This window comes from Rhizobium deserti (genome assembly GCF_004358025.1).
Classification (GTDB): Bacteria; Pseudomonadota; Alphaproteobacteria; order Rhizobiales; family Rhizobiaceae; genus Neorhizobium; species Neorhizobium deserti.
Genome location: NZ_SMTL01000002.1, coordinates 810,400 through 828,814, shown reverse-complemented (window position 1 = coordinate 828,814; position 18,415 = coordinate 810,400). Strand labels below are relative to the sequence as shown.

Here is an 18,415-nt window from a genome sequence, read left to right as displayed (position 1 = left end):
CAGGGGAGGGGCATATGGTGAACTATGCAGGCATGCGTTATGCGCTGCGGGACGAAGAAGGTGCTGCGCAACGTTGCGCCAAGCGTCTTCTCGCCATCCGCAAGACACTCGAGCCGATCCGGGCGCGCAAGAGCGACCGGTCGCTGCTTCTCGCCACCTGGAATATCCGCGACTTCGATTCCAACAAATTCGGCTTCGGCCCGCGCCTGCCGGAAACCTTCTATTACATCGCCGAAATGATGTCCTGCTTCGACCTCGTGGCCGTGCAGGAGGTCAACCGCGATCTGTCCGCGCTGGAAAAGGTCATGAAGATCCTCGGGCGCGAATGGGATTATATCGCCACCGACACGACGGCCGGTCTGGGTGGCAATAGCGAGCGCATGGCCTTTGTCTACAACACCGAAAAGGTCTGGTTCCGCAAGATCGCCGGCGAGGTGGTGCTGCCGGATGGCCAGCTGGTCGTGTCGCGCAAGAAGGCCAAGGCCGCCAAGGATCAGCCGGATATCGAGCCGAAATCTGACGAGATGAAGCAGCAGTTTGCCCGCACGCCCTTTCTCGTGGCCTTTCAATCGGGCTGGTTCCGCTTCAGCCTCTGCACCGTGCATATCTATTTCGGCGAGGATTCCGGTGAAAAACTGGAACGGCGTATTTCCGAGATCAAGCGGCTGATGAAATTCTTTGCCGACCGTCAGGACGAGGAAAGCAAGCAGGAGCGCGACCGCGCCGGCCAGGTGGAGAACTACATCCTGCTCGGCGATTTTAACGTCGTTTCGCCGGAGCACAAGACCATGCAGGCCCTGACCAGCGAAGGTTTCAAGGTGCCGCCGGAAATCGACGGCACGCATCTGCCGAACCGGGATCATTTCTACGATCAGATTGCCGTGCGCGTAAAGGACAAGCGCTTCAAGGTGCTCGGCGGCGGCATCGTCGACATGTTCGCGGATGTCTTCCGCAGCAATGCCGAGGACATGCAGCTTTATGGAGAATATGTGCCCGCCGAGGATCCCGAAAAGAACAAGAAATACAAGGCGACGACGCCCGAGGCCCGTTACGAGAAATGGCGCACCTGGCAGATGTCCGACCATGCGCCGCTGTGGATGGAGATCCAGACCGATTTCACCGAAAGCTATCTGGAAGATATCGCCGAGGGAGACTCGCGGCGGTAAAAATCGATCCGGGTCATTGAATGGCAGTTCTTCTGCACCAAGCTAGAAGGAAGCTTTCCGCTGCAAAGGAGCCGCGCATGCCGAACCAGATCACCCGCATTGCCAACGAATATGTGACCGTGGAGCTTTCCTCGCTCGGCGCGGAGATGCAGACGCTGGTCACGGCGGACGGCCGATCCTGGCTATGGCACGGCGATCCGGCTTTCTGGGCCGGCCGCGCGCCGGTGCTCTTCCCGATGGTCGGCAAGGCGCCCGACAACCGCATCCGCATCGATGGCACGCCCTATGAGATGGCGCAGCACGGCTTTGCCCGGCGCAGCGAATTTGTCCTGGCGCAATCGACGCCCAGCACCTGCCGTTACGAATTGACGGCATCTGACGCAACACGGGCTGTTTATCCGTTCGAATTCCTGCTTTCGGTGGAATATGCGCTGGAAGGCGCCCGGCTGACGGTTGCGGCAGAGGTGGAAAATCGTGACGGCAAGCCCATGCCCTTCGGCTTCGGATTTCATCCGGCCTTCGTTTGGCCGCTGCCCGGCGCCGATGGCCAGCCGCACACGGTGACGCTGCATAACGGCGCCGAGCCGGCGCTCGCACGGCTGGAAGAGGGGCTTCTCGGACCGAAAGCGCTGCCTTCGCCCTTCAAGGCCGGCACGCTGACGCTCGATCATTCCCTGTTCGAGGCGGATGCGATGATCTTCCTGCAGGGCGCCGGCGACGGGCTTGCCTATGCGGCGCAGGACGGCCCGGCCTTGAACTTCTCCTTTGAAAACCTGCCCAATCTGGCGCTCTGGACCAAGCCCGGCACGGTGCCGGATGCGCCCTTCCTTTGCGTCGAGCCTTGGCACGGAACGGCGGCCGCGCTCGGCAGTTCCGGCGAGCTTTCGGAGCGACCCTTTAGCCTCATCCTGCAGCACTGGGAAAAGAGCCGCTTCGCCTTTGCGGTGGAATTGCCGGCTTGATGTGACCAGTCACCGGCGCAACATAATCGTTCAGCCTACGAGAAATTCTATTGACGGCTGCGCTTTTCCTGCCACACGGCAAGCAGTATGAAAAGAAAGTAGACCACCTGCATAACAAGCAGCGACAAGAGAGCCAGGCCAAGACAGGCGCCGATACCATAGGCGTAGTAATGTGCCACCACGCCGACCATGATCGCAATAACGATCATGCGCAGGAAAGCACAGGGTACCCGCAATTGACTGCAAAGCTTTTGCATGTCGTCTCGCCGCCGGATGAGATGCGTTAACGCAATGTAAACTAAGCCATCACGCCATCAATGTGGCCTGCGAGTCTAGAAAAAAGAGCGGGTAACCTTAAAATACAGCGTTAAGCGCCGGCGCGTCCTGTGGATGGCCGTGCGAAGAAATCTTCAGGAAATAGACGACTGCATCGATCTGCTTGTCGAACAGCCGTTCCGTTGCCAGTCCTTCACCGGAATGGCTGATCGCGACCCGCCACATCTCGCCGGACTTGCCGATCGTCGCATGCAGGACGCCCTGCCTGGTACCGCCCATGTCTTTCCCCGCCCACTGCTTCTCATATCGGACCGGTCCGCCCCAGCGTACGTGAAACCAGCCAATGCCGCCTTCTCTTTCATGTGGCGACGGTAGGGTGATACCGGGACAAGCTTGCCTGGAGATGGGCGGTGAAGAGGTGTTCAGCGATCAGTGAAGCTGATCAGCCTGGCGGAATGGAGAGTTCGCGGATCAGGCTGATATAGATGGCGATGACGCGCTCGATCTCCTCAATCAGATTCGCATTCGGCGCCACATCGGTCCAGAAGCCGGTGTCGCGAAGCCAATCCACATCCTCCTTGAGGCGCGCAATGGTTTCCTCGTGGCGTTTGATCCTGTCGTCCGGCGTCATGCTATTCTCCATTGTCTCGGCTGGAGATAGGTCCAAGCGGCGGGTGAACAAGAGTTGTTTCACGCCATCATTTGCGGGATACCGGAATCTCTCGTGAAGAGCGGGCTACGGCAAGGCCTCGTAATGACGGTTCTCCCGTCTCTTCAACGCGCTTTCAAACGGGAAAGACAGGCTCGGCTGGGGCAGCTGAGGCATGAAGCGGGCCATGTTCGGACGTCGAGGCCACAAAAACAGCTAGTAGGTGCACATGGTCAGGTCAGCTGCCACCCAGGACCGGATACAGCGACACCGTCAACGATTTAACGTTTTGTCATAGCGCAGCGTAGCGGCATCGACCTTGTCGCCGTTGGCTGCTGCCCATAAGCACAATGCTTCAAACGGCTGCCGCAGCGAATGGCCAAGGGGTGTGATTGCATATTCTACCCCGACCGGCTGAGTCGGGAGCACGGTTCTCGTGACAAGACCGTTTCGCTCAAGCCTCTTCAAGGCGTCGGCGAGAGCCTTGTGCGTGATCCCATCAAGACGCCGCTTGATCTCGTTGAAGCGTGCGGGTTTTGGACAAATCACCGTCAATATCAGGATCGTCCATTTATCGGCGATCTTGTCGAGCACCGGGCGAACCTGCGCCATGTCGCAAAGGGCGCGATGAGAGAGGGCTTCCAGGTCGGTATACTCGTTCATATCTAGTCTATTCCAGGTGCGTAATTGATATCAGATATCCACGGTATATCATGGTGAGACCATTCAGTGAAAGGATTTACGATGGCTCGAATGAATAACAAGGTGGCTCTGATCGTCGGCGGCGCGAAAGGTATCGGCCTGGCGATTGCGGAACGACTTTCCGCCGAAGGCGCACATGTCTTCGTCACCAGTCGTAGAGGTGAAGATGCTGAAATCGTGGCCGAGAAAATCGGCAATGGTGCCGTCGGTATTGCCGCTGACGCAGGCTCTCCGGAAGACATGGTCATGGCCGTCGACAAAGTTCGCACAGCTTACGGTCGTATCGACTCGCTTGTTTTGAACGCAGGTCTTTCCGAGCCGTCTCAGATCGCCGAGATGACGCCGGAGCACTTCGACCGCCACTTCGACGTCAACGTGCGAGGCATGGTGTTCGGTTTCCAGGCCGCTCTTCCCGCAATGGGAGAAGGCGGCTCGGTTGTTCTCGTGGGGTCCATAGCCGGAAATGCGGGCTACGCCGGTTACGGAACCTACTGTGCAACCAAAGCGGCCGTTCGATCCTATGCCAGAACCTGGACCGCGGAACTCGCACCCAAGGGTATTCGTGTCAATGTCGTTGCACCCGGCCCCACCGATACGGACATGATGGCTGCCGTCGCGGAAGACACGCGCGCAGCCATTGTTGCTCCCATTCCGATGGGTCGTATGGCGCGGCCTTCAGAAGTCGCTGCGGCCGCCTTGTTCTTGTTGAGCGACGACGCGAGCTACATCGCCGGCGCCGAACTATGCGTCGACGGCGGCTTGCGGCAGGTCTAGGGAGCCGCCAAAACGCTGTACCCGATCTCAACAGGTCGGGTACGGTCTGCACGCGGCTCATATTTGAATTGTACCGAGCGGACATTGCAGGGCGGAAAGCTTTATCACCCTCTTTGATCAAAAAGAGGGCAAGAAGGCAGACGGGGTAGGGACGGATGTGGCTAGGCTGTTCGCGCGAAAACGCCCGGCGTGACGCCTACATGCCGCGTGAAGGCGACGCTGAACGCGCTGGCCGAAGCATAACCGATCCGTGTTGCGATCTCGACCAGCGGCGCCTCCCTCCGGATCAACAGGTCCTTTGCAAGAGCCATGCGCCAACCCGTCACATATTCCATTGGAGGGACGCCTACCTCCCTTCGGAAACGGTCGAAAAATGCCGACCTCGACATTGCGGAGGTCTCTGCCAGTTCCTCGACGGACACGCCTCCGCTCGGGTCCTGATGAATGCGTCGCAGCGCTGGAGCCAGGCGGATGTCGGAAAGTCCACGCAACAGGCCGGGAGATGTCTCTGCCCCTCCTGCACTCCGCAGAGCGTCGATGAAGAGAACTTCCAGCAACCGGCTCAGTATCATGTCCCGGGCCGACAAACTGCCGACCATCTCGGTGTGGATCATTCTCACGAGATCCATGAGCCGGCGCTCACCTCTGGCATGAACGATGTCCGGCAGCAGCGAGCTCAGCAACTGCTTGTCGTTCGCCAAGACGGAACAGTGACCGACCATTGCCGTGACGTCGGCCGGTGCGTCTGGATTGCCGAGGCGGAAGACGCCCGGATTGGTCTCCAGCCGTCGCGGTAACGTGCCTGGCGGAGGCGGTTGAAAGCTGCTCATGGTGAATGCATGGATTTGCGGCACGAGAACGAAATCTCCAGCCTCGAGGATGATCGGCGATCTGCCGGCGATCGTAAGCAGGCAGCGTCCTTCCACAATCGCACAATAAAACGGACTGCCGAGCTCATGACGCTCGACCCACCACGCCCCTCCGGCTGTAACCAGCTTTGCGATCGAAGGCACGGGCTTGAGCAGCGAGACGATCTCGGCGAGTGGATCGGACATGTCCGGACTTTCGCTAAATATGTATGGACGTTCAAATATAGATAATCCTGGTCTGTCTGTCCATCTTGGCGGTGCACAAGGAGACCCACAATGACCACCAACAATCTTATCGATACCGCGCGCAATATCCCCACGCCGCACGGAGATCTCACAATTGCCTACTCGCCGATCCGCCTCGACATGGACGGGCGGCCACCTCTGGAATTGCGTCTGACGGCACCGGCAACAGGCGATCGCCTCCCTATTGTCATTCTGTCACATGGATTCGGACCGTCATTCTACCTTCCTTCGAAGGACGGCTACGCGCACATGGCAAACTTCTGGGCAGAGCGCGGCTTTGCTGTCATCCAGCCGACCCACGCAAGCTCCCGCGTCGGCGGACTTCCTGAAGACGCCGAAGGCGCGCCCTTCTTCTGGCGTGAGCGCGTCACTGAAATTCGGACAGTCATCGACCGGCTGTCAGAGATCGAGGAGCGCGCTCCCGCCGTCTCTGGCCGGCTGGACCATGACCGCATCGCGGCGGCCGGGCATTCTTTAGGTGGCCATACCGTAAGCCTGCTATTGGGTGCACGACTTCACGGAGAAACGTTTGGCGATCCGCGCGTCAAGGCTGGGATTCTTCTCACCGCTCCCGGAAGAGGTGGCAAGGATCTGACAGAAGAGAACGCCGCGCGCTTTCCATTCTTTGACCTCGACTTCTCACACCTGTCGACGCCGAGCTTGGTCGTTTGCGGGGCAGACGACAATCCGCGTTTCACGCCCCGTGGTCCGGAGTGGCACGCCGATGCCTACCATGACGCGGTTGGTGCGCATGCGCTTCTTACGCTTCACGGCGTAGGCCATGGCCTTGGCGGCATTGCCGGCCTTGACGCCAAGGAGACCGAGGTCGAAGCCCCGGATGCGCTCGAGGCGACCAAGCGCATGACCCTGGCTTGGTTGAGAACGGCCCTCGGCGATGACGCCAATGCCTGGTTCTTGGCATGTACGGCGTTGAAGGGCCCGGCGAGCAGCCTTGGAACCGTCGTGGAGAAGTAACCGATAGGTCCGACTGCGTAATCGGATACGCTTCGGCATGTATCGATAGGTCATCGGGGCGGAAGCTAGACCTTGCCTCCGCTTCGGAGCTCCCCGCGACGCCGTTCTGTAGAACAGCCTCACCAATGTCACGGCGTGGAATGTCAGGACGTCAGTCAGCAATGACTGCAATGGACCGAAAGCTGCCTAGTCAGAAAAGCCGCAGTACCGGGCGTTCAAGGAGCATCGAAAAGTTTAGTGTGCACTCGTTTGACAGATTCCCCAGTGCGGGATCATCTGCCATTAGTGCTTAGCGTGAGGCTGCTAAGTGGAGCGAGTTCGTGATGATCTTCACCATCATTTGGCTGGCTTCCTATTTCTTGCCCTTCCTCCTGATCATCCTGAGCTGGAGCGTTCGCTCCTTTTTCATGATTTCTGGAGCCATCGCTGCCTTGCTCGCATGTCTGCTTTACAAACACGTCACAGTACCCATCGAGGATCAGCAATTCGCTAATTCTCTCGGCGACGTCCTCCTGCTCTTCATCTTCGTTGGGACGATGGCGGGAATATTATCGAGAGCGATTGTGCTGGTGCAGGGTTGGAGGCAGTTCGGGTACCCGAGCATAGCGGCGTATCTACTGACCGTTGCAGCTCCTCCTATCGGTCTCACCATGATTGCGGTATCGGTCTGAGGCTCCACATGGCGGCTTTGGCCGACAGCCGTCATGGCCGTGAAGCGCCAATTGCGGTCATTGCCTCGGTGCACCGCTCCCTTATAATTTGGTGCATGACAGCGCGAAGGGTGAGCTGAATGTCGGATAACTCAGATTTCATGCAGGCTATCGCCGAAGGGGTCGCCCGATACCTGAATGCCGAGCCGATCGGCTGGGAAGAGTTTTCTGTAGTCGTCGAGATCGATGATCAGGGTTACGTTAGTGGAACCTACGGATACGCCTATACCACCACTGGCGATCCCAGCGCGTTTGCTCCCGATATCGACGATATAGAAGATGCTGTTCACGCATATTGGGAATCGCTAAGGCCCGCCAATGACAAGGGCTTTATCAAGATGCTCTTTCAAGCCAATCGTCATACAGGGAAAGTAAACGCGGATTTCGAGTACGACAACAGTGCAAGATGGGCCGTAACGCCAGCCAATATTGATGACATCATTAGCCTGCTGCGACCTAACCTAAAATCTATAAGCTCGATAAACGACCATGGCGCGGAACTGCTGGGAGAGTATGCAGTACCCAATGTCCGCAAAGGGCCGGAAGGCGACCTTGACCGCTAAAGGCCGATAGGCGACATAACAGTGATACAGCCGCAAGCTGACAACATGGGAAGAATATGGCGGCTGGCCGGATCAGGCGGCCACGCCGCTTCGACCTTGCCGCTTCGTTTTCAAGCTCCGTACTTACTCGCGCCAGTGGTCCGCGACCCACGGCGTGGGAAGAATATAATGGCGGAGATATTTAAGGGGCGATTTGCCGCGGCGGCTGGGGGCGTCGAAGACGCGGGAAATGTGCTTGAGCGGCGTCGCCGGACGGCTTTTCAGGCCGAACTGGCCTTCCACCGCATGCTGCGGATGGAAATTGCGGGGAAAAAGGATGATGCGCGCATCAGGGGGCAGTTTTGGTGCCAGGAAATAGTTCAGCGGGATCGGCCAGCAGCAATCCTGCTTGAAATGCAGCACCCAGCGGCGCGGCAGGAATGTGACGCCGCCCGGCGCATTGCGGGTGACGAAGCGCTGCTCGAAGCGATATTCGTCCGCCACGCCCTGCGGATCGGCCCGGAATTTCTCCTGCAGCGGCACCAGCTTGCCGACCGGAAAGCGGAAAACGGATGTCTGGCCGAGACGCTCGAAGGGTGTCGTCTGGTTGCGGGCGATCACTACGTCGTCGGGCCCGCCGACGGTGAAAAGGTCGTCGAGCGATCCGACGATCACCAGATCGAGGTCCAGGAAAAGCACCGGCCCCTTGAGCTGGCCGAGGGTTGGTCCCCATAGCCGCGCCTTCGGCCAGATCCCCTTCGTATTGACCGGCATCTGGACGTCGAGGGGCGGCAGATCCTCGCAGAGGATTTCCGGGTTCAGCCCAATCCGGCTGTCGGTAAAGCAGGTGAAGGTGAAGGGCGGCGTAATATTGCGCTTCACCATGGCATACAGGCGATTGATGAAGGGCGGCCCGTATTTGTCGCCCCAGCTGATGCAGATGACCTGCTTTACACCGCCGCTGGCTGCCAAAATCTCTGTCATGGAACTCGAATCGAGGAGTTGAAACGAGGAACGCTTCCGTGTCCCCGGCATGGCGCTACACATGGAATAGTGCAGCGGCCAATGCAAGAGCCTCTCGCAAGAGCGACGGCCGGAGTAGCCGAAGCAGCGCCGGCCAGGGGACCGGCGCCGTCTTCGGTTAATTCGATTCCCTCACTTCAAGGGCTCGAAGGTCATGGCATGGCCGTTGATGCAGTAGCGCAGGCCGGTCGGCGGAGGACCGTCCGGAAACACATGGCCGAGATGGCCGCCGCAATGGCTGCAGCGGACTTCGGTGCGCACCATGCCATGGCTGGTATCCTTGATCTCCGTGATGGCGTCGGCGCTCACCGCCTCGAAATAGCTCGGCCAGCCGCAGCCGGAATCGAACTTGGTGTCGGAGATGAACAGCGGCTCATGGCAGGCGGCGCAGCTGTAAAGACCTTTTTCCTTGCTGTCCCAGAAGGGGCCTGTGAAGGGCCGCTCGGTACCGGCCTGGCGCAAAATCCGGTATTGTTCTGGCGAAAGCTGCTCGCGCCATTCCGCATCGCTCTTCTGGACCTTGGGTGTAACGACGTCTGACATCGCATCTTCCTTTCGTTTCCCCTTAGATAGGTTGGCAAGGCGCAAGGGAAAAGGCACCTATCTGTGTGTTTTTGCCGCTTTTACTTGAGGCGGCGGGATCTTTCCCCTAGAAACTGGAGGGATAATGCCGGGCAGATGAAGGCATCGGGCGGGGGAGACGACATGGCTGCCATGGGGCCGGCGCTGACATTTTGCGCCCTCTTCTTGCCTTTCGTCGGCGCCCTGGCGGCACCTTTCGCCATCACCCGCTTCGGTGATCGCGGCGCCTGGCTGCTGGCGCTCTTTCCGGCTCTGGCCTTTATGCATTTCTGCGGCTTCCTGCCGGAAATTGCCGCCGGCGAAGTGGCGACCGGCGGCTATGCCTGGGCGCCGAGCTTCAACCTGTCCTTTTCCTGGTTCCTCGACGGCCTGTCGCTGACCTTCTCGCTGCTGATCACCGGCATCGGCACGCTGATCGTCATCTATTCCGGCGCCTATATGAACGGGCATCCGCAGCAGGGCCGCTTCCTGTCCTTTATCCTCCTTTTCATGGGCGCCATGCTCGGTCTCGTCGTGTCGGACAGTTTCCTGATGCTCTTTATCTACTGGGAGCTGACCTCCGTTTCGTCCTTCCTGCTGATCGGCTTCGATCACGAGCGGGAAGCGGCGCGGCGCGCTGCGCTGCAGGCACTGATCGTCACCGGCGGGGGAGGGCTCTGCCTGCTTGCCGGCCTGGTGTTTCTGTGGAACATCACCGGCGTCACGCAGCTGTCCCTGCTGGTTCATCTCGGCGATGCCCTGCGCCAGAGCCCCTTCTATCTGGCGGCGCTGCTTCTGGTGCTGGCCGGCGCCTTCACCAAATCGGCGCAGTTCCCCTTCCATTTCTGGCTGCCGAACGCCATGGAAGCGCCGGCGCCGGTCTCCGCCTATCTGCATTCGGCGACTATGGTGAAGGCGGGCGTTTATCTCCTGATGCGCCTCAACCCGGTCATGGGCGATACGCCCGCCTGGGAAATCCTGCTTCCCTTCTTCGGCGGCCTGACGCTTCTGACCGGCACCATGCTGGGACTTCGCCAAACGGACATGAAGCTGATCCTCGCCTATACGACGGTTGCCTCGCTTGGCCTGCTGGTTATGCTGACCGGCTTCGGTTCGCCCCATGCGATCCAGGCGGCGGTGCTCTATCTGCTTGCCCATTCGCTGTTCAAGGGCGCGCTCTTCATGGTCGCAGGCGCTGTCGACCACGAGACGGGCATGCGAGACGTGACCCGGCTTGCCGGCCTGCGCACCGCCATGCCGGTCACCTTTCTCGCCGCACTGCTGGCTGCGCTGTCCATGGGCGGCCTGCCGCTGTTCTTCGGCTTCCTAGCCAAGGAGGAGATCTATCTGGCGCTCTGGTCCGGCAATCCGCGGGCCGTATTCTTCACCCTGTTGGCAGTGATCGGCAATGCGCTGATGTTCGCGCTCGCATTTGCCGTTGCCTTGAAACCCTTCATCGGACGCAGGGCCGCAGCCACGGCGGGCGTCCATGAAGGGCCGCTCATGCTGCTGCTGGGGCCGGTCCTGCTGGCCGTGCTCGGCCTCGTCGCCGCCCTCGCACCCGGCCTGTCGCACCGCTATATTTCTTCGCCCATGGCGAGCGCCATCACCGACGAGAAGACCGTCATCGACATCACCACCATGCCGCATTGGGGCATGCCGCTTCTTCTGTCGGTGCTGACGGTCCTCCTCGGCCTCCTGGTCTACTGGCGCATCGATGCGGCGCGGGCCGGCATGCTGCGGGTGCTGGAAAGTCTCGGCCCCGGCCCGGATCGCGGCTTCGATATCCTGGTCGCGGGGCTTATCCGTTTTTCAGTCCTGGTGACGCGCCTGCTGCAGCCGGGACGCCTGGAAATCTATGTCACCGCCACCTTCATCATGCTGGCGGTGGCGCTGCTCGTGCCGCTCTTTGTCTTCGGGGAAATGCCGGCCCTGCCAGCCTGGCCGCGCGACATGCTGATCCAGGAAGCGGCTTTCCTCGCCATTGCGCTGATCGGCATCATCGCCGTTCTGCGCGCAAAGGACCGGTTGACGGCAATCGTTTCGCTCGGCATCCAGGGCTTTGCGGTCGCGGTCATCTTCCTGCTCTTCGGCGCCCCCGACCTTTCCTTCACGCAGTTCATGGTGGAAACCCTGTCGGTGGTCATCCTTACCCTGGTGATGACGAGGCTGCGGCTCGATCCCTCCGATCACCGGCCGCTCGGCCAGATGCTACCCGATGCGGTGATTGCCATCGCCTGCGGGCTGGGCTTCACGCTGCTGCTGCTCCGGTCGCTCGAAGTACCCTTCGACATGCGCCTGACGGAGTTCTTCAACGCCTATTCCAAGGTGATCGCCCACGGAGCCAATGTCGTCAACGTCATCATCGTCGACTTTCGCGGCACCGATACGCTCGGCGAAATCTCGGTGGTGATGATCACCGGGCTTGCCGTTCTGGCACTGATCCGGGTGCGGGCCGGGAGGCGCGCGCCATGAACACGCTGATCCTGCGCACCGTCGCCCCGGGCCTCACCGCCCTGATGCTGCTGTTTTCGATCTTCGTCCTGCTGCGCGGCCACAATGAGCCAGGCGGCGGCTTTATCGGCGGGCTGATTGCCGCATCGGCGCTCGCCATTTACGGGATAGCGTTCGGGGTAGGCGCCGTCAGGCGCGCCATGCGCTTCCATCCAATGACGATCGCCGGCGCCGGGCTGTTCATGTCGACGATTTCCGGGTTGGTTTCCATCCTGTTCGGCGTGCCGTTCATGACCGGGTTGTGGATCTACCCGTCCTTCCTCGGCGCAGAAGTGCCGCTGTCCACCGTCATGTCCTTCGATCTCGGCGTCTACCTGGTCGTGCTCGGCTCGATCGTCTCGATCGCGCTGGCGCTGGAACAGGATTCCGAGCCGGAGGAGCAGGCAGTTGCACCTTTACCTTCTCCTGCGGAACTGCGGCCCGAGGTCAAGAAGCGCCGGGACCCGCGGCGCAGGGCGAAGGAGAGCCGCTGATGGAAGTCCTGTTCGCCGTCCTGATCGGCTGTTTCTTTGGCGCCGCCATTTACCTGATGCTGTCCAAGCATACAGTTCGCATCCTTCTCGGCGTGGCTCTGCTCGGTAACGGGGTCAATCTTCTTCTGTTCACCACCGGCCGGCTGGTGCGCGAAGTGCCGCCGATCATTCCGGCGGGCCTCGACACCTTGGCGCCGGGAACGGCCAATCCGCTGCCGCAGGCGCTGATCTTGACCGCAATCGTCATCTCGTTTTCCTTCTTCGCCTTCCTGCTGGTCCTGACCTACCGCGCCTACCAGGAGCTCGGAACCGACGATAGCGATGACATGCGCTTGGCCGAGCCGCGCGACGAGCCGCTGCCGCCGATGGGATATTGACCGCATGGCAACCGCTCAATCCGTTCCGGTCGATCTTTCCGCCGCCCTCGTGCTTTCGCCGCCGCCGCTCGGCGACTGGCTGGTCGTGGCGCCCGTCGTGCTGATGATCGGGCTTGGCGCATTGTTAATGATGGTCCGCAAATCCGTGCGGCTGCACGGCGCGATTGCGGTTGCGGGTCTCGCCGCCCTCGTTGTTGTCGATGCCGCGCTTCTGTGGCGGGTCAGCACCCATGGTCCGGTCACCATGGTCATGGGACGCTGGCTGCCGCCCTTTGGCATTGCCTTCACCGCCGACATTCTCGGATCGGTTATGGCGCTCGTCTCGGCGATCGTCGGGCTGGCGGCCGGCTTTTTCGGGCTGCGTGACATAGACGCAGCGGGCAGGCGCTATGGCTTCTTCCCCTTCCTCATGTTGTTGATGGCGGGCGTCAGCGGAGCTTTCCTGACCGGCGACATCTTCAACCTCTACGTCTGGTTCGAAGTGCTGCTGATCTCATCCTTCGGCCTGCTGATCCTCGGCTCGGAGCCGGAGCAGATCGAGGGGGCGATGAAATATGCGCTGCTCAACCTGATCGGCACGACGCTTTTCCTGATCGCCGTCGGCTATCTTTATGCGATCTTCGGCACGCTCAACATGGCCGATCTCGTGGGCCGGGCGACGCTGATGTCCGAGCGTGCGCCGCTGACCACGCTGACGGCGCTGTTTATTCTGGCCTTCGCCATGAAGGCGGCGGCCTTTCCCGTTAATTTCTGGCTGCCGGCCTCCTATCACACGCCGCGCATCGTCGTGTCGGCGCTGTTCGGCGGCCTGCTGACCAAGGTCGGCATTTATTCGCTGCTCCGTGTCGCCATCATGCTTCTGCCCGTCGAGCGGGAGCAGTTGAGCATCGCCATTGCCGTATCAGCGGTGCTGACCATGATGGTGGGTGCGCTGGGTGCACTCGCCCAAAGCGACACGCGCCGCCTGGTCGGCTATGTGGTGATTGCCGGCATCGGCAATATGATGGCAGGCATTGCCATCGGCACGCCGGCGGCGGTCAGCGGCGCCGTGCTTTACGCCGTGCATTCCATGGTCACCATGACCGCGCTTTATCTGGTTGTCGGCGAGGCGGCCCGGCTTGGGGGCTCCTGGTCACTGGCCACACTGGGCGGACTTTACCGCCGGTCCCCATGGTTCGCCTCTGCTTCCTTTCTGCTGATGCTGGCTGCTGCCGGCCTGCCGCCAATGTCCGGCCTCTGGCCGAAGGTGGCGCTGTTGAAGGCGGCCATCGACATCGGCGCCTGGTGGCTCGCCGGCGCCATTCTCGGCTCGGCCTTCATCCTGACGCTGGCGCTGGCGCGTGTTCTCCTGCTTGCTTATTGGCGGCCCCGGCCGCAAACTCGCATCGACGCCCCGACGGCTGTGGTCGCCCCAGCTGCCGACTGGCGGATCATCCTGCCGCTGGGCGGGTTGACGGTGCTGACGCTCGGCTTCGGCTTGTTCCCCGAGCCGCTGCTGCAGCTGGCCCAGGCGGCGGCAGAGGGTCTGGCCAATCCGCAGGCCTATATCCACTCGGTCTTTCCAGGAGGTGCCGCGCCATGATCACCTTCCTCCTGTCGCTCATCTTCGCGGTCATTTGGGTTGCCGTCACCGGCAGTGCCTCCGTCCAGAACCTCATCCTCGGCTTCGCGCTTTCCACCTTTGCCCTGTGGATCGTGAGGGAGGAGGCGAGCGGCCAGGCCTATATGCGGCGCGTTTGGCGCATTTTCTCGCTTCTCATGCTGTTCTTCAAGGAACTTGCTCTCTCCGCCTGGAAAGTTGCAGTCCTGGTAGCAAGCCCGCGCATGCCGTTAAAGCCCGGCATATTCGCCTTTCCGCTGACCGTGGACCGGGATTTCGAAATCACCCTTCTTGCCAGCCTGATCACCCTGACGCCCGGTACCTTGTCCGTGGATGTATCGGCTGACCGGAAGCTGCTTTTCGTGCACGCGCTGGACTGCTCCAATGTCGACGCGACCAAGCGCGATATTGCCCAAGGCTTCGAGAAAAAGATCATCGAGGCCTTCCGATGACCCCAGCTGCCATGATCCTGTCTTCGGCCATCTGGATAGCCCTCGTCGTGCTGGGGCTGGCCTTCCTGCTGACCGTGCGGCGGGTGGTCATTGGTCCGACGCTTCCCGACAGGGTCGTTGCGCTCGACATGCTGGTCGGCATCGTCATCGGCTTTATCGCGCTGATCGCCATCCGCACCGGCTTCACGCTTTATATCGATATCGCCATATCGCTCGGCCTTGTCGGCTTCCTGGCCACTGTTGCCTTTGCCCGCTTCATCCTGGCGCGTGGCGGCCGCGCACCAGCTCCTCCGCAGCCTGCCGACTTTGTGCCTGCTGGCTTGGTGCCCACCGCACAGTCCCCCAAGCCGTCAGGCAAGCGCAAGGCCGAGCCTCCCGCGCCGCCGCGCCGAAAGAAGAGCCGATGATCGAACTGGTGCTCGCAATCTTGATTGCCACCCTCATCCTGGTTGGCGCCGCATTTGCCCTGGTGGCGGCGATCGGCCTCAATCGCCTTCCGGACGTTTATACCCGCATGCATGCCGCCTCTAAGGCGGGAACGGTCGGCTCCGGACTGATGCTGATTGCCGTCGGCCTCCACGCGGGGGACGTGGCGACGCTGGCACGCGCTCTGGCGGGCTTCTTCTTTTTCGTACTGACTGCCCCGATTTCGGCGCATCTCCTAGCCATGGCTGCGCTCAAGATGGGGTACCCGCTTGCATCGCACACCGTCCGTGACGAAATGCAGAATCACCGGGAAGCAATATAGTCCAGCTGAGGAAGGCTATAACCTTGTCACAATTGAGGAAATTCTGTCCTCTTTGCCAGTAAAGGTAGCGTTGTACCGATATAGGGCACGAAGAAGTCCGGCGTTACTAAATTTCGCACTTTGACTTTTCGAATCTGGATGCTACTTCAGGGGCAGTAGAGCACTGATATTGGTCCAAATCTAGCGTTTCCCGTACATAGCCGCATGAAATCTCGATCCGAGACGTGGCTGAATGCGCGAAAAGCTTTGTTTTTGAACAATATCCGGTGTTTGTTTCGCCTTTCTGCCGCAGGAAACTTAGGGGTAAGTTTCCGTCCATGGACGCTGCGGCGAATGCGAGAAAGCCACGAAGGCTCTACAGGGACGAGCGTCGCGGAGGTCGCGGAACTCGTCATCCAATGATGACAGGAGAACGAATATGACAGAAATCGCATTGGGCAAGAGCCCGGATCTGCTGGTGGAACTCACCGCGGACATCGTGGCGGCCTATGTGAGCAACCATGTTGTCCAAGTTGGAGATCTTTCCCATCTTATCGCCGATGTCCATTCGGCGCTGAGCAGCACGTCGTCGCCTGCTCCGGCTGCGATCAACATCGAAAAGCCCAAGCCTCCGGTGCCGATCAAGAAGTCCATCGAGGATGATTACCTGATCTGCCTCGAAGACGGCATGAAGTTCAAGTCGCTGAAGCGCCACCTCATGACCCACTACAACATGACGCCGGAAGAATATCGCGAGAAATGGGGCCTGCCGGCCGACTACCCGATGGTGGCTCCCGCTTATGCGGAAGCCCGTTCCAGGCTGGCCAAGGAAATGGGTCTCGGCCAGCGCCGCAAGCGCGGCAAGGCCTGATCCAGGAAACGGGTTTTCCTGCCACTCGGCCACGAATTGACGTCAAAACAGCGGATGTAAAAGAACCGGGCCCCTGCGCCCGGTTTTTTGTGTGAGGATAGAAAGAGGAAAAAAATCCCAGTTGTTTTCAGGGAGATGTAAGAAAGTGGAGAAGAAACAGGGTAAAAACACACTCCTGTGGCTTATGGCATCCCCATACATGCGTTAAGGTGTGTGAATTAATTCCTATTCATTGAGGAGTTGTCATGCCCTATATTGATTATCCGGAGCCTCCCCTGCCAGGTCCGAATTTCGAGCGTGCCGCTGCGGCGGCTCACATTACGAGGCTTCCCGCCAGCCTGCCGCTGAGAACGGTCTGCCGCATCGTTCGCCAAGTGATCGGCGAATTGGTCTGCCTGTTTGCGGATCGGGTGATGCTGCGCCGTGATCGCCGCCGGCTTGCCTGCCATGTCAGGCAGATTTCCATGTATGTCTGCCATGTGGCGCTGCAGATCCCCATGCAGGATATCGGCGAGGCCCTCGGCCGTGACCGTACCACGGTCGCTCATGCCTGCCATGTGGTCGAGGATCGCCGCGACGACCCGACCTTCGACGAATTCCTGTCCGCCGCAGAACGCATGGTGACCGCTGTTTTCGGCAATTCGGAGGTTCATGTCCATGACTAAGCACAAGCCTGCCAAAATCACCGAAAATCCGTCGCGCAAGCCTTTGCTCCGGCTGGTGCGTCTGCTGCTGCGCGGCGCATGTGACATGACGGAGGCGACCGACGGCATGCTGCTGCTCGGCGGAACCGAAGGCCCGGCCTTTGCTCAGGATGTCGTGCGACAAGCCCAGTCGCTGGGCCTTGCCCGGTGCTTCGACAACCGGCTTGCCGCAACCGATGCCGCCGCAGGCTTCCTGCGCCGCGCTCTGGTGGATGGGGAGGAGGCATTCGGCCACCAGCATCGGGACATGGTAGACGCCGTCGTGGAGGTGGAGAAGCGGCGCCAGCCGGTGCGTCACAATCTTTCCGAATCGCCGCTTGGCGCAATCGCCCGTATGAAGGACCGGCAGGGCAATGCCTTTCTGCCGCCGGAAGCGGTGGAAGCGGGCGAGAAACTTCTTTCGGATTTCACCCGCGGGCAGATGCAGCCGCGCATCACGGCGTCCTGGGAGCCGAGACTGTCCGGCCGCGGCAAGGGTAACGCGGGCGGCCAGGCGGAGATTGCCGACAGCGCCATGGCGGCGCGTGACCGTTTTTCCAAAGCAACGGATGCCATGGGGCCCGAACTTGCGGGCGTCGCCGTCGACGTCTGCTGCTTTTCCAAGGGGCTCGAAGCGGTGGAGCGCGAACGCCAGTGGCCGGCACGCTCGGCCAAGCTGATGCTGCGCACGGCGCTGCTGGCGCTGGCCCGCCATTATGCGCCGCCTGCCGCCGTCAATCCGAGGCGCAGGCATGTCTGGGGTGCCGAGGATTACCGTCCGCGGATGTGACGAACCGGAATGGCGTTGGGGTCGGCCGGCCCTTCACGCCGCCGTGCGCAGCCGAGCTTCCTCGCGGATGCGATTGACCATGGAGCGAAGCCCATTGGCACGCTGCGACGAAAGATGCTCCACCAGGCCGATGCGGTCGAAGATCTCGATCGCATCGGTCGCAGCAATCTCGGAGGCATGCTTACCGGAATAAACGGCCAGCACGATGGCTACCAGGCCACGCACGATATGGGCGTCCGAATCGCCGTCGAAGCTCATCACCGGATCGGTACTCTGGGTGCCCGCATGGCTCACCAGCCAGACCTGGCTGGCGCAGCCCTGCACTTTGTGTTCCGCCGTCTTTTCCGAATCCGGCAGGTCGGGCAACTGCTTGCCGAGCTCGATCACATAGCGGTAGCGGTCTTCCCATTCCTCGAGGAAGGCAAAATCATCCAGGATCTGTTGAAGGTTCGCCATGCGTGCTCCGCTGTCGT

General features: G+C 60.6%; 23 protein-coding genes and 1 pseudogene. 16 read left to right on the top strand and 8 right to left on the bottom strand.

Translation table 11 applies throughout. From position 1 onward, the window contains the following. Positions 1-14 precede the first annotated feature (14 nt). Together E2F50_RS10465 and E2F50_RS10460 are read left to right on the top strand one after the other, a co-directional pair. Positions 15-1,166 carry an endonuclease/exonuclease/phosphatase family protein gene (locus E2F50_RS10465; protein WP_133316061.1) on the top strand — a complete coding sequence of 384 codons (1,152 nt, stop codon included), beginning with the start codon at positions 15-17 and terminating at the stop codon, positions 1,164-1,166. A gap of 77 nt (positions 1,167-1,243) precedes the next feature. After that, positions 1,244-2,128: an aldose 1-epimerase family protein gene (locus tag E2F50_RS10460; RefSeq protein ID WP_133316060.1), complete on the top strand. Its 885-nt coding sequence runs from the start codon at positions 1,244-1,246 to the stop codon at positions 2,126-2,128. A 47-nt stretch (positions 2,129-2,175) separates the two neighbouring features. On the opposite strand, the gene E2F50_RS10455 is transcribed toward E2F50_RS10460, so the two are convergent. From E2F50_RS10455 to E2F50_RS10440, 4 genes are all read right to left on the bottom strand, one after another. Further along, positions 2,176-2,385, bottom strand: a complete 210-nt coding sequence (locus E2F50_RS10455) for a hypothetical protein (RefSeq protein WP_133316059.1) — start codon at positions 2,383-2,385, stop codon at positions 2,176-2,178. A gap of 97 nt (positions 2,386-2,482) precedes the next feature. Next, positions 2,483-2,683, bottom strand: coding sequence for a hypothetical protein (locus tag E2F50_RS10450; protein WP_133316058.1), 201 nt, complete (start codon positions 2,681-2,683; stop codon positions 2,483-2,485). A gap of 163 nt (positions 2,684-2,846) precedes the next feature. Further along, on the bottom strand, positions 2,847-3,035 hold the full coding sequence (locus tag E2F50_RS10445) for a hypothetical protein (protein WP_133316057.1): 189 nt from the start codon (positions 3,033-3,035) through the stop codon (positions 2,847-2,849). A 291-nt stretch (positions 3,036-3,326) separates the two neighbouring features. Beyond that, positions 3,327-3,716, bottom strand: coding sequence for a winged helix-turn-helix transcriptional regulator (locus E2F50_RS10440; RefSeq protein ID WP_133316056.1), 390 nt, complete (start codon positions 3,714-3,716; stop codon positions 3,327-3,329). An 81-nt stretch (positions 3,717-3,797) separates the two neighbouring features. On the opposite strand from E2F50_RS10440, the gene E2F50_RS10435 reads away from it, so the two are divergent. Continuing rightward, the gene (locus E2F50_RS10435; RefSeq protein ID WP_133316055.1) at positions 3,798-4,529 is read left to right on the top strand and encodes an SDR family NAD(P)-dependent oxidoreductase; all 732 of its coding nucleotides are present in this window, start codon (positions 3,798-3,800) and stop codon (positions 4,527-4,529) included. A 161-nt stretch (positions 4,530-4,690) separates the two neighbouring features. Here the strand turns inward: E2F50_RS10435 and E2F50_RS10430 are convergent, their stop codons facing one another. Next, on the bottom strand, positions 4,691-5,584 hold the full coding sequence (locus E2F50_RS10430) for an AraC family transcriptional regulator (protein WP_133316054.1): 894 nt from the start codon (positions 5,582-5,584) through the stop codon (positions 4,691-4,693). 90 nt (positions 5,585-5,674) lie between these two features. Between E2F50_RS10430 and E2F50_RS10425 the strand changes: the two genes are divergently transcribed. The 3 genes from E2F50_RS10425 to E2F50_RS10415 all read left to right on the top strand — a co-directional run bounded on the left by E2F50_RS10425 (position 5,675) and on the right by E2F50_RS10415 (position 7,892). Continuing rightward, positions 5,675-6,619, top strand: coding sequence for an alpha/beta hydrolase family protein (locus E2F50_RS10425; RefSeq protein WP_133316053.1), 945 nt, complete (start codon positions 5,675-5,677; stop codon positions 6,617-6,619). Positions 6,620-6,939: 320 nt separating this feature from the next. Next, the gene (locus E2F50_RS10420; RefSeq protein ID WP_133316052.1) at positions 6,940-7,290 is read left to right on the top strand and encodes a hypothetical protein; all 351 of its coding nucleotides are present in this window, start codon (positions 6,940-6,942) and stop codon (positions 7,288-7,290) included. Positions 7,291-7,409: 119 nt separating this feature from the next. Then, positions 7,410-7,892 carry a hypothetical protein gene (locus tag E2F50_RS10415; protein ID WP_133316051.1) on the top strand — a complete coding sequence of 161 codons (483 nt, stop codon included), beginning with the start codon at positions 7,410-7,412 and terminating at the stop codon, positions 7,890-7,892. A 123-nt stretch (positions 7,893-8,015) separates the two neighbouring features. Here E2F50_RS10415 and E2F50_RS10410 read toward each other — a convergent pair whose 3' ends face one another. Together E2F50_RS10410 and msrB are read right to left on the bottom strand one after the other, a co-directional pair. Further along, a complete protein-coding gene (locus tag E2F50_RS10410) occupies positions 8,016-8,855 on the bottom strand; it encodes a glycosyl transferase (protein ID WP_133316050.1) in 840 nt (279 codons plus the stop codon). A 171-nt stretch (positions 8,856-9,026) separates the two neighbouring features. Continuing rightward, the gene (gene msrB, locus E2F50_RS10405; protein ID WP_133316049.1) at positions 9,027-9,437 is read right to left on the bottom strand and encodes a peptide-methionine (R)-S-oxide reductase MsrB; all 411 of its coding nucleotides are present in this window, start codon (positions 9,435-9,437) and stop codon (positions 9,027-9,029) included. Positions 9,438-9,599: 162 nt separating this feature from the next. Here msrB and E2F50_RS10400 point away from each other — a divergent pair, with 162 nt between their 5' ends. The 10 genes and pseudogenes from E2F50_RS10400 (at position 9,600) to E2F50_RS10355 (ending at position 17,942) form a co-directional block, all read left to right on the top strand. Further along, on the top strand, positions 9,600-11,930 hold the full coding sequence (locus tag E2F50_RS10400; protein WP_133316048.1) for a putative monovalent cation/H+ antiporter subunit A: 2,331 nt from the start codon (positions 9,600-9,602) through the stop codon (positions 11,928-11,930). Continuing rightward, positions 11,927-12,331, top strand: a pseudogene (locus E2F50_RS10395) (Na+/H+ antiporter subunit B); the annotation flags it as partial. The gene E2F50_RS10400 and the pseudogene E2F50_RS10395, both read left to right, overlap by 4 nt. A 110-nt stretch (positions 12,332-12,441) precedes the next feature. Beyond that, entirely contained in the window at positions 12,442-12,819 is a 378-nt protein-coding gene (locus E2F50_RS10390; protein ID WP_133316046.1) for a Na+/H+ antiporter subunit C, read from the top strand. Positions 12,820-12,823: 4 nt separating this feature from the next. After that, entirely contained in the window at positions 12,824-14,401 is a 1,578-nt protein-coding gene (locus E2F50_RS10385) for a Na+/H+ antiporter subunit D (RefSeq protein ID WP_133316045.1), read from the top strand. Beyond that, entirely contained in the window at positions 14,398-14,871 is a 474-nt protein-coding gene (locus E2F50_RS10380; protein WP_133316044.1) for a Na+/H+ antiporter subunit E, read from the top strand. The genes E2F50_RS10385 and E2F50_RS10380 overlap by 4 nt, the downstream gene beginning before the upstream one ends. After that, positions 14,868-15,278 carry a cation:proton antiporter gene (locus tag E2F50_RS10375; protein ID WP_133316043.1) on the top strand — a complete coding sequence of 137 codons (411 nt, stop codon included), beginning with the start codon at positions 14,868-14,870 and terminating at the stop codon, positions 15,276-15,278. Before E2F50_RS10380 ends, E2F50_RS10375 begins: the two co-directional genes overlap by 4 nt. Further along, the gene (gene mnhG / locus E2F50_RS10370) at positions 15,275-15,619 is read left to right on the top strand and encodes a monovalent cation/H(+) antiporter subunit G (RefSeq protein WP_133316042.1); all 345 of its coding nucleotides are present in this window, start codon (positions 15,275-15,277) and stop codon (positions 15,617-15,619) included. The genes E2F50_RS10375 and mnhG overlap by 4 nt, the downstream gene beginning before the upstream one ends. A gap of 418 nt (positions 15,620-16,037) precedes the next feature. Continuing rightward, positions 16,038-16,469 carry a Ros/MucR family transcriptional regulator gene (locus tag E2F50_RS10365; RefSeq protein WP_133316041.1) on the top strand — a complete coding sequence of 144 codons (432 nt, stop codon included), beginning with the start codon at positions 16,038-16,040 and terminating at the stop codon, positions 16,467-16,469. Positions 16,470-16,714: 245 nt separating this feature from the next. Next, complete coding sequence (locus tag E2F50_RS23380) at positions 16,715-17,134, top strand: helix-turn-helix domain-containing protein (RefSeq protein WP_133316040.1); 420 nt, start codon at positions 16,715-16,717, stop codon at positions 17,132-17,134. After that, a complete protein-coding gene (locus tag E2F50_RS10355; protein ID WP_133316039.1) occupies positions 17,127-17,942 on the top strand; it encodes a DUF6456 domain-containing protein in 816 nt (271 codons plus the stop codon). The genes E2F50_RS23380 and E2F50_RS10355 overlap by 8 nt, the downstream gene beginning before the upstream one ends. A gap of 33 nt (positions 17,943-17,975) precedes the next feature. On the opposite strand, the gene E2F50_RS10350 is transcribed toward E2F50_RS10355, so the two are convergent. Further along, the gene (locus tag E2F50_RS10350) at positions 17,976-18,398 is read right to left on the bottom strand and encodes a SufE family protein (protein ID WP_133316038.1); all 423 of its coding nucleotides are present in this window, start codon (positions 18,396-18,398) and stop codon (positions 17,976-17,978) included. Between the last annotated feature and the right edge of the window lie 17 nt (positions 18,399-18,415).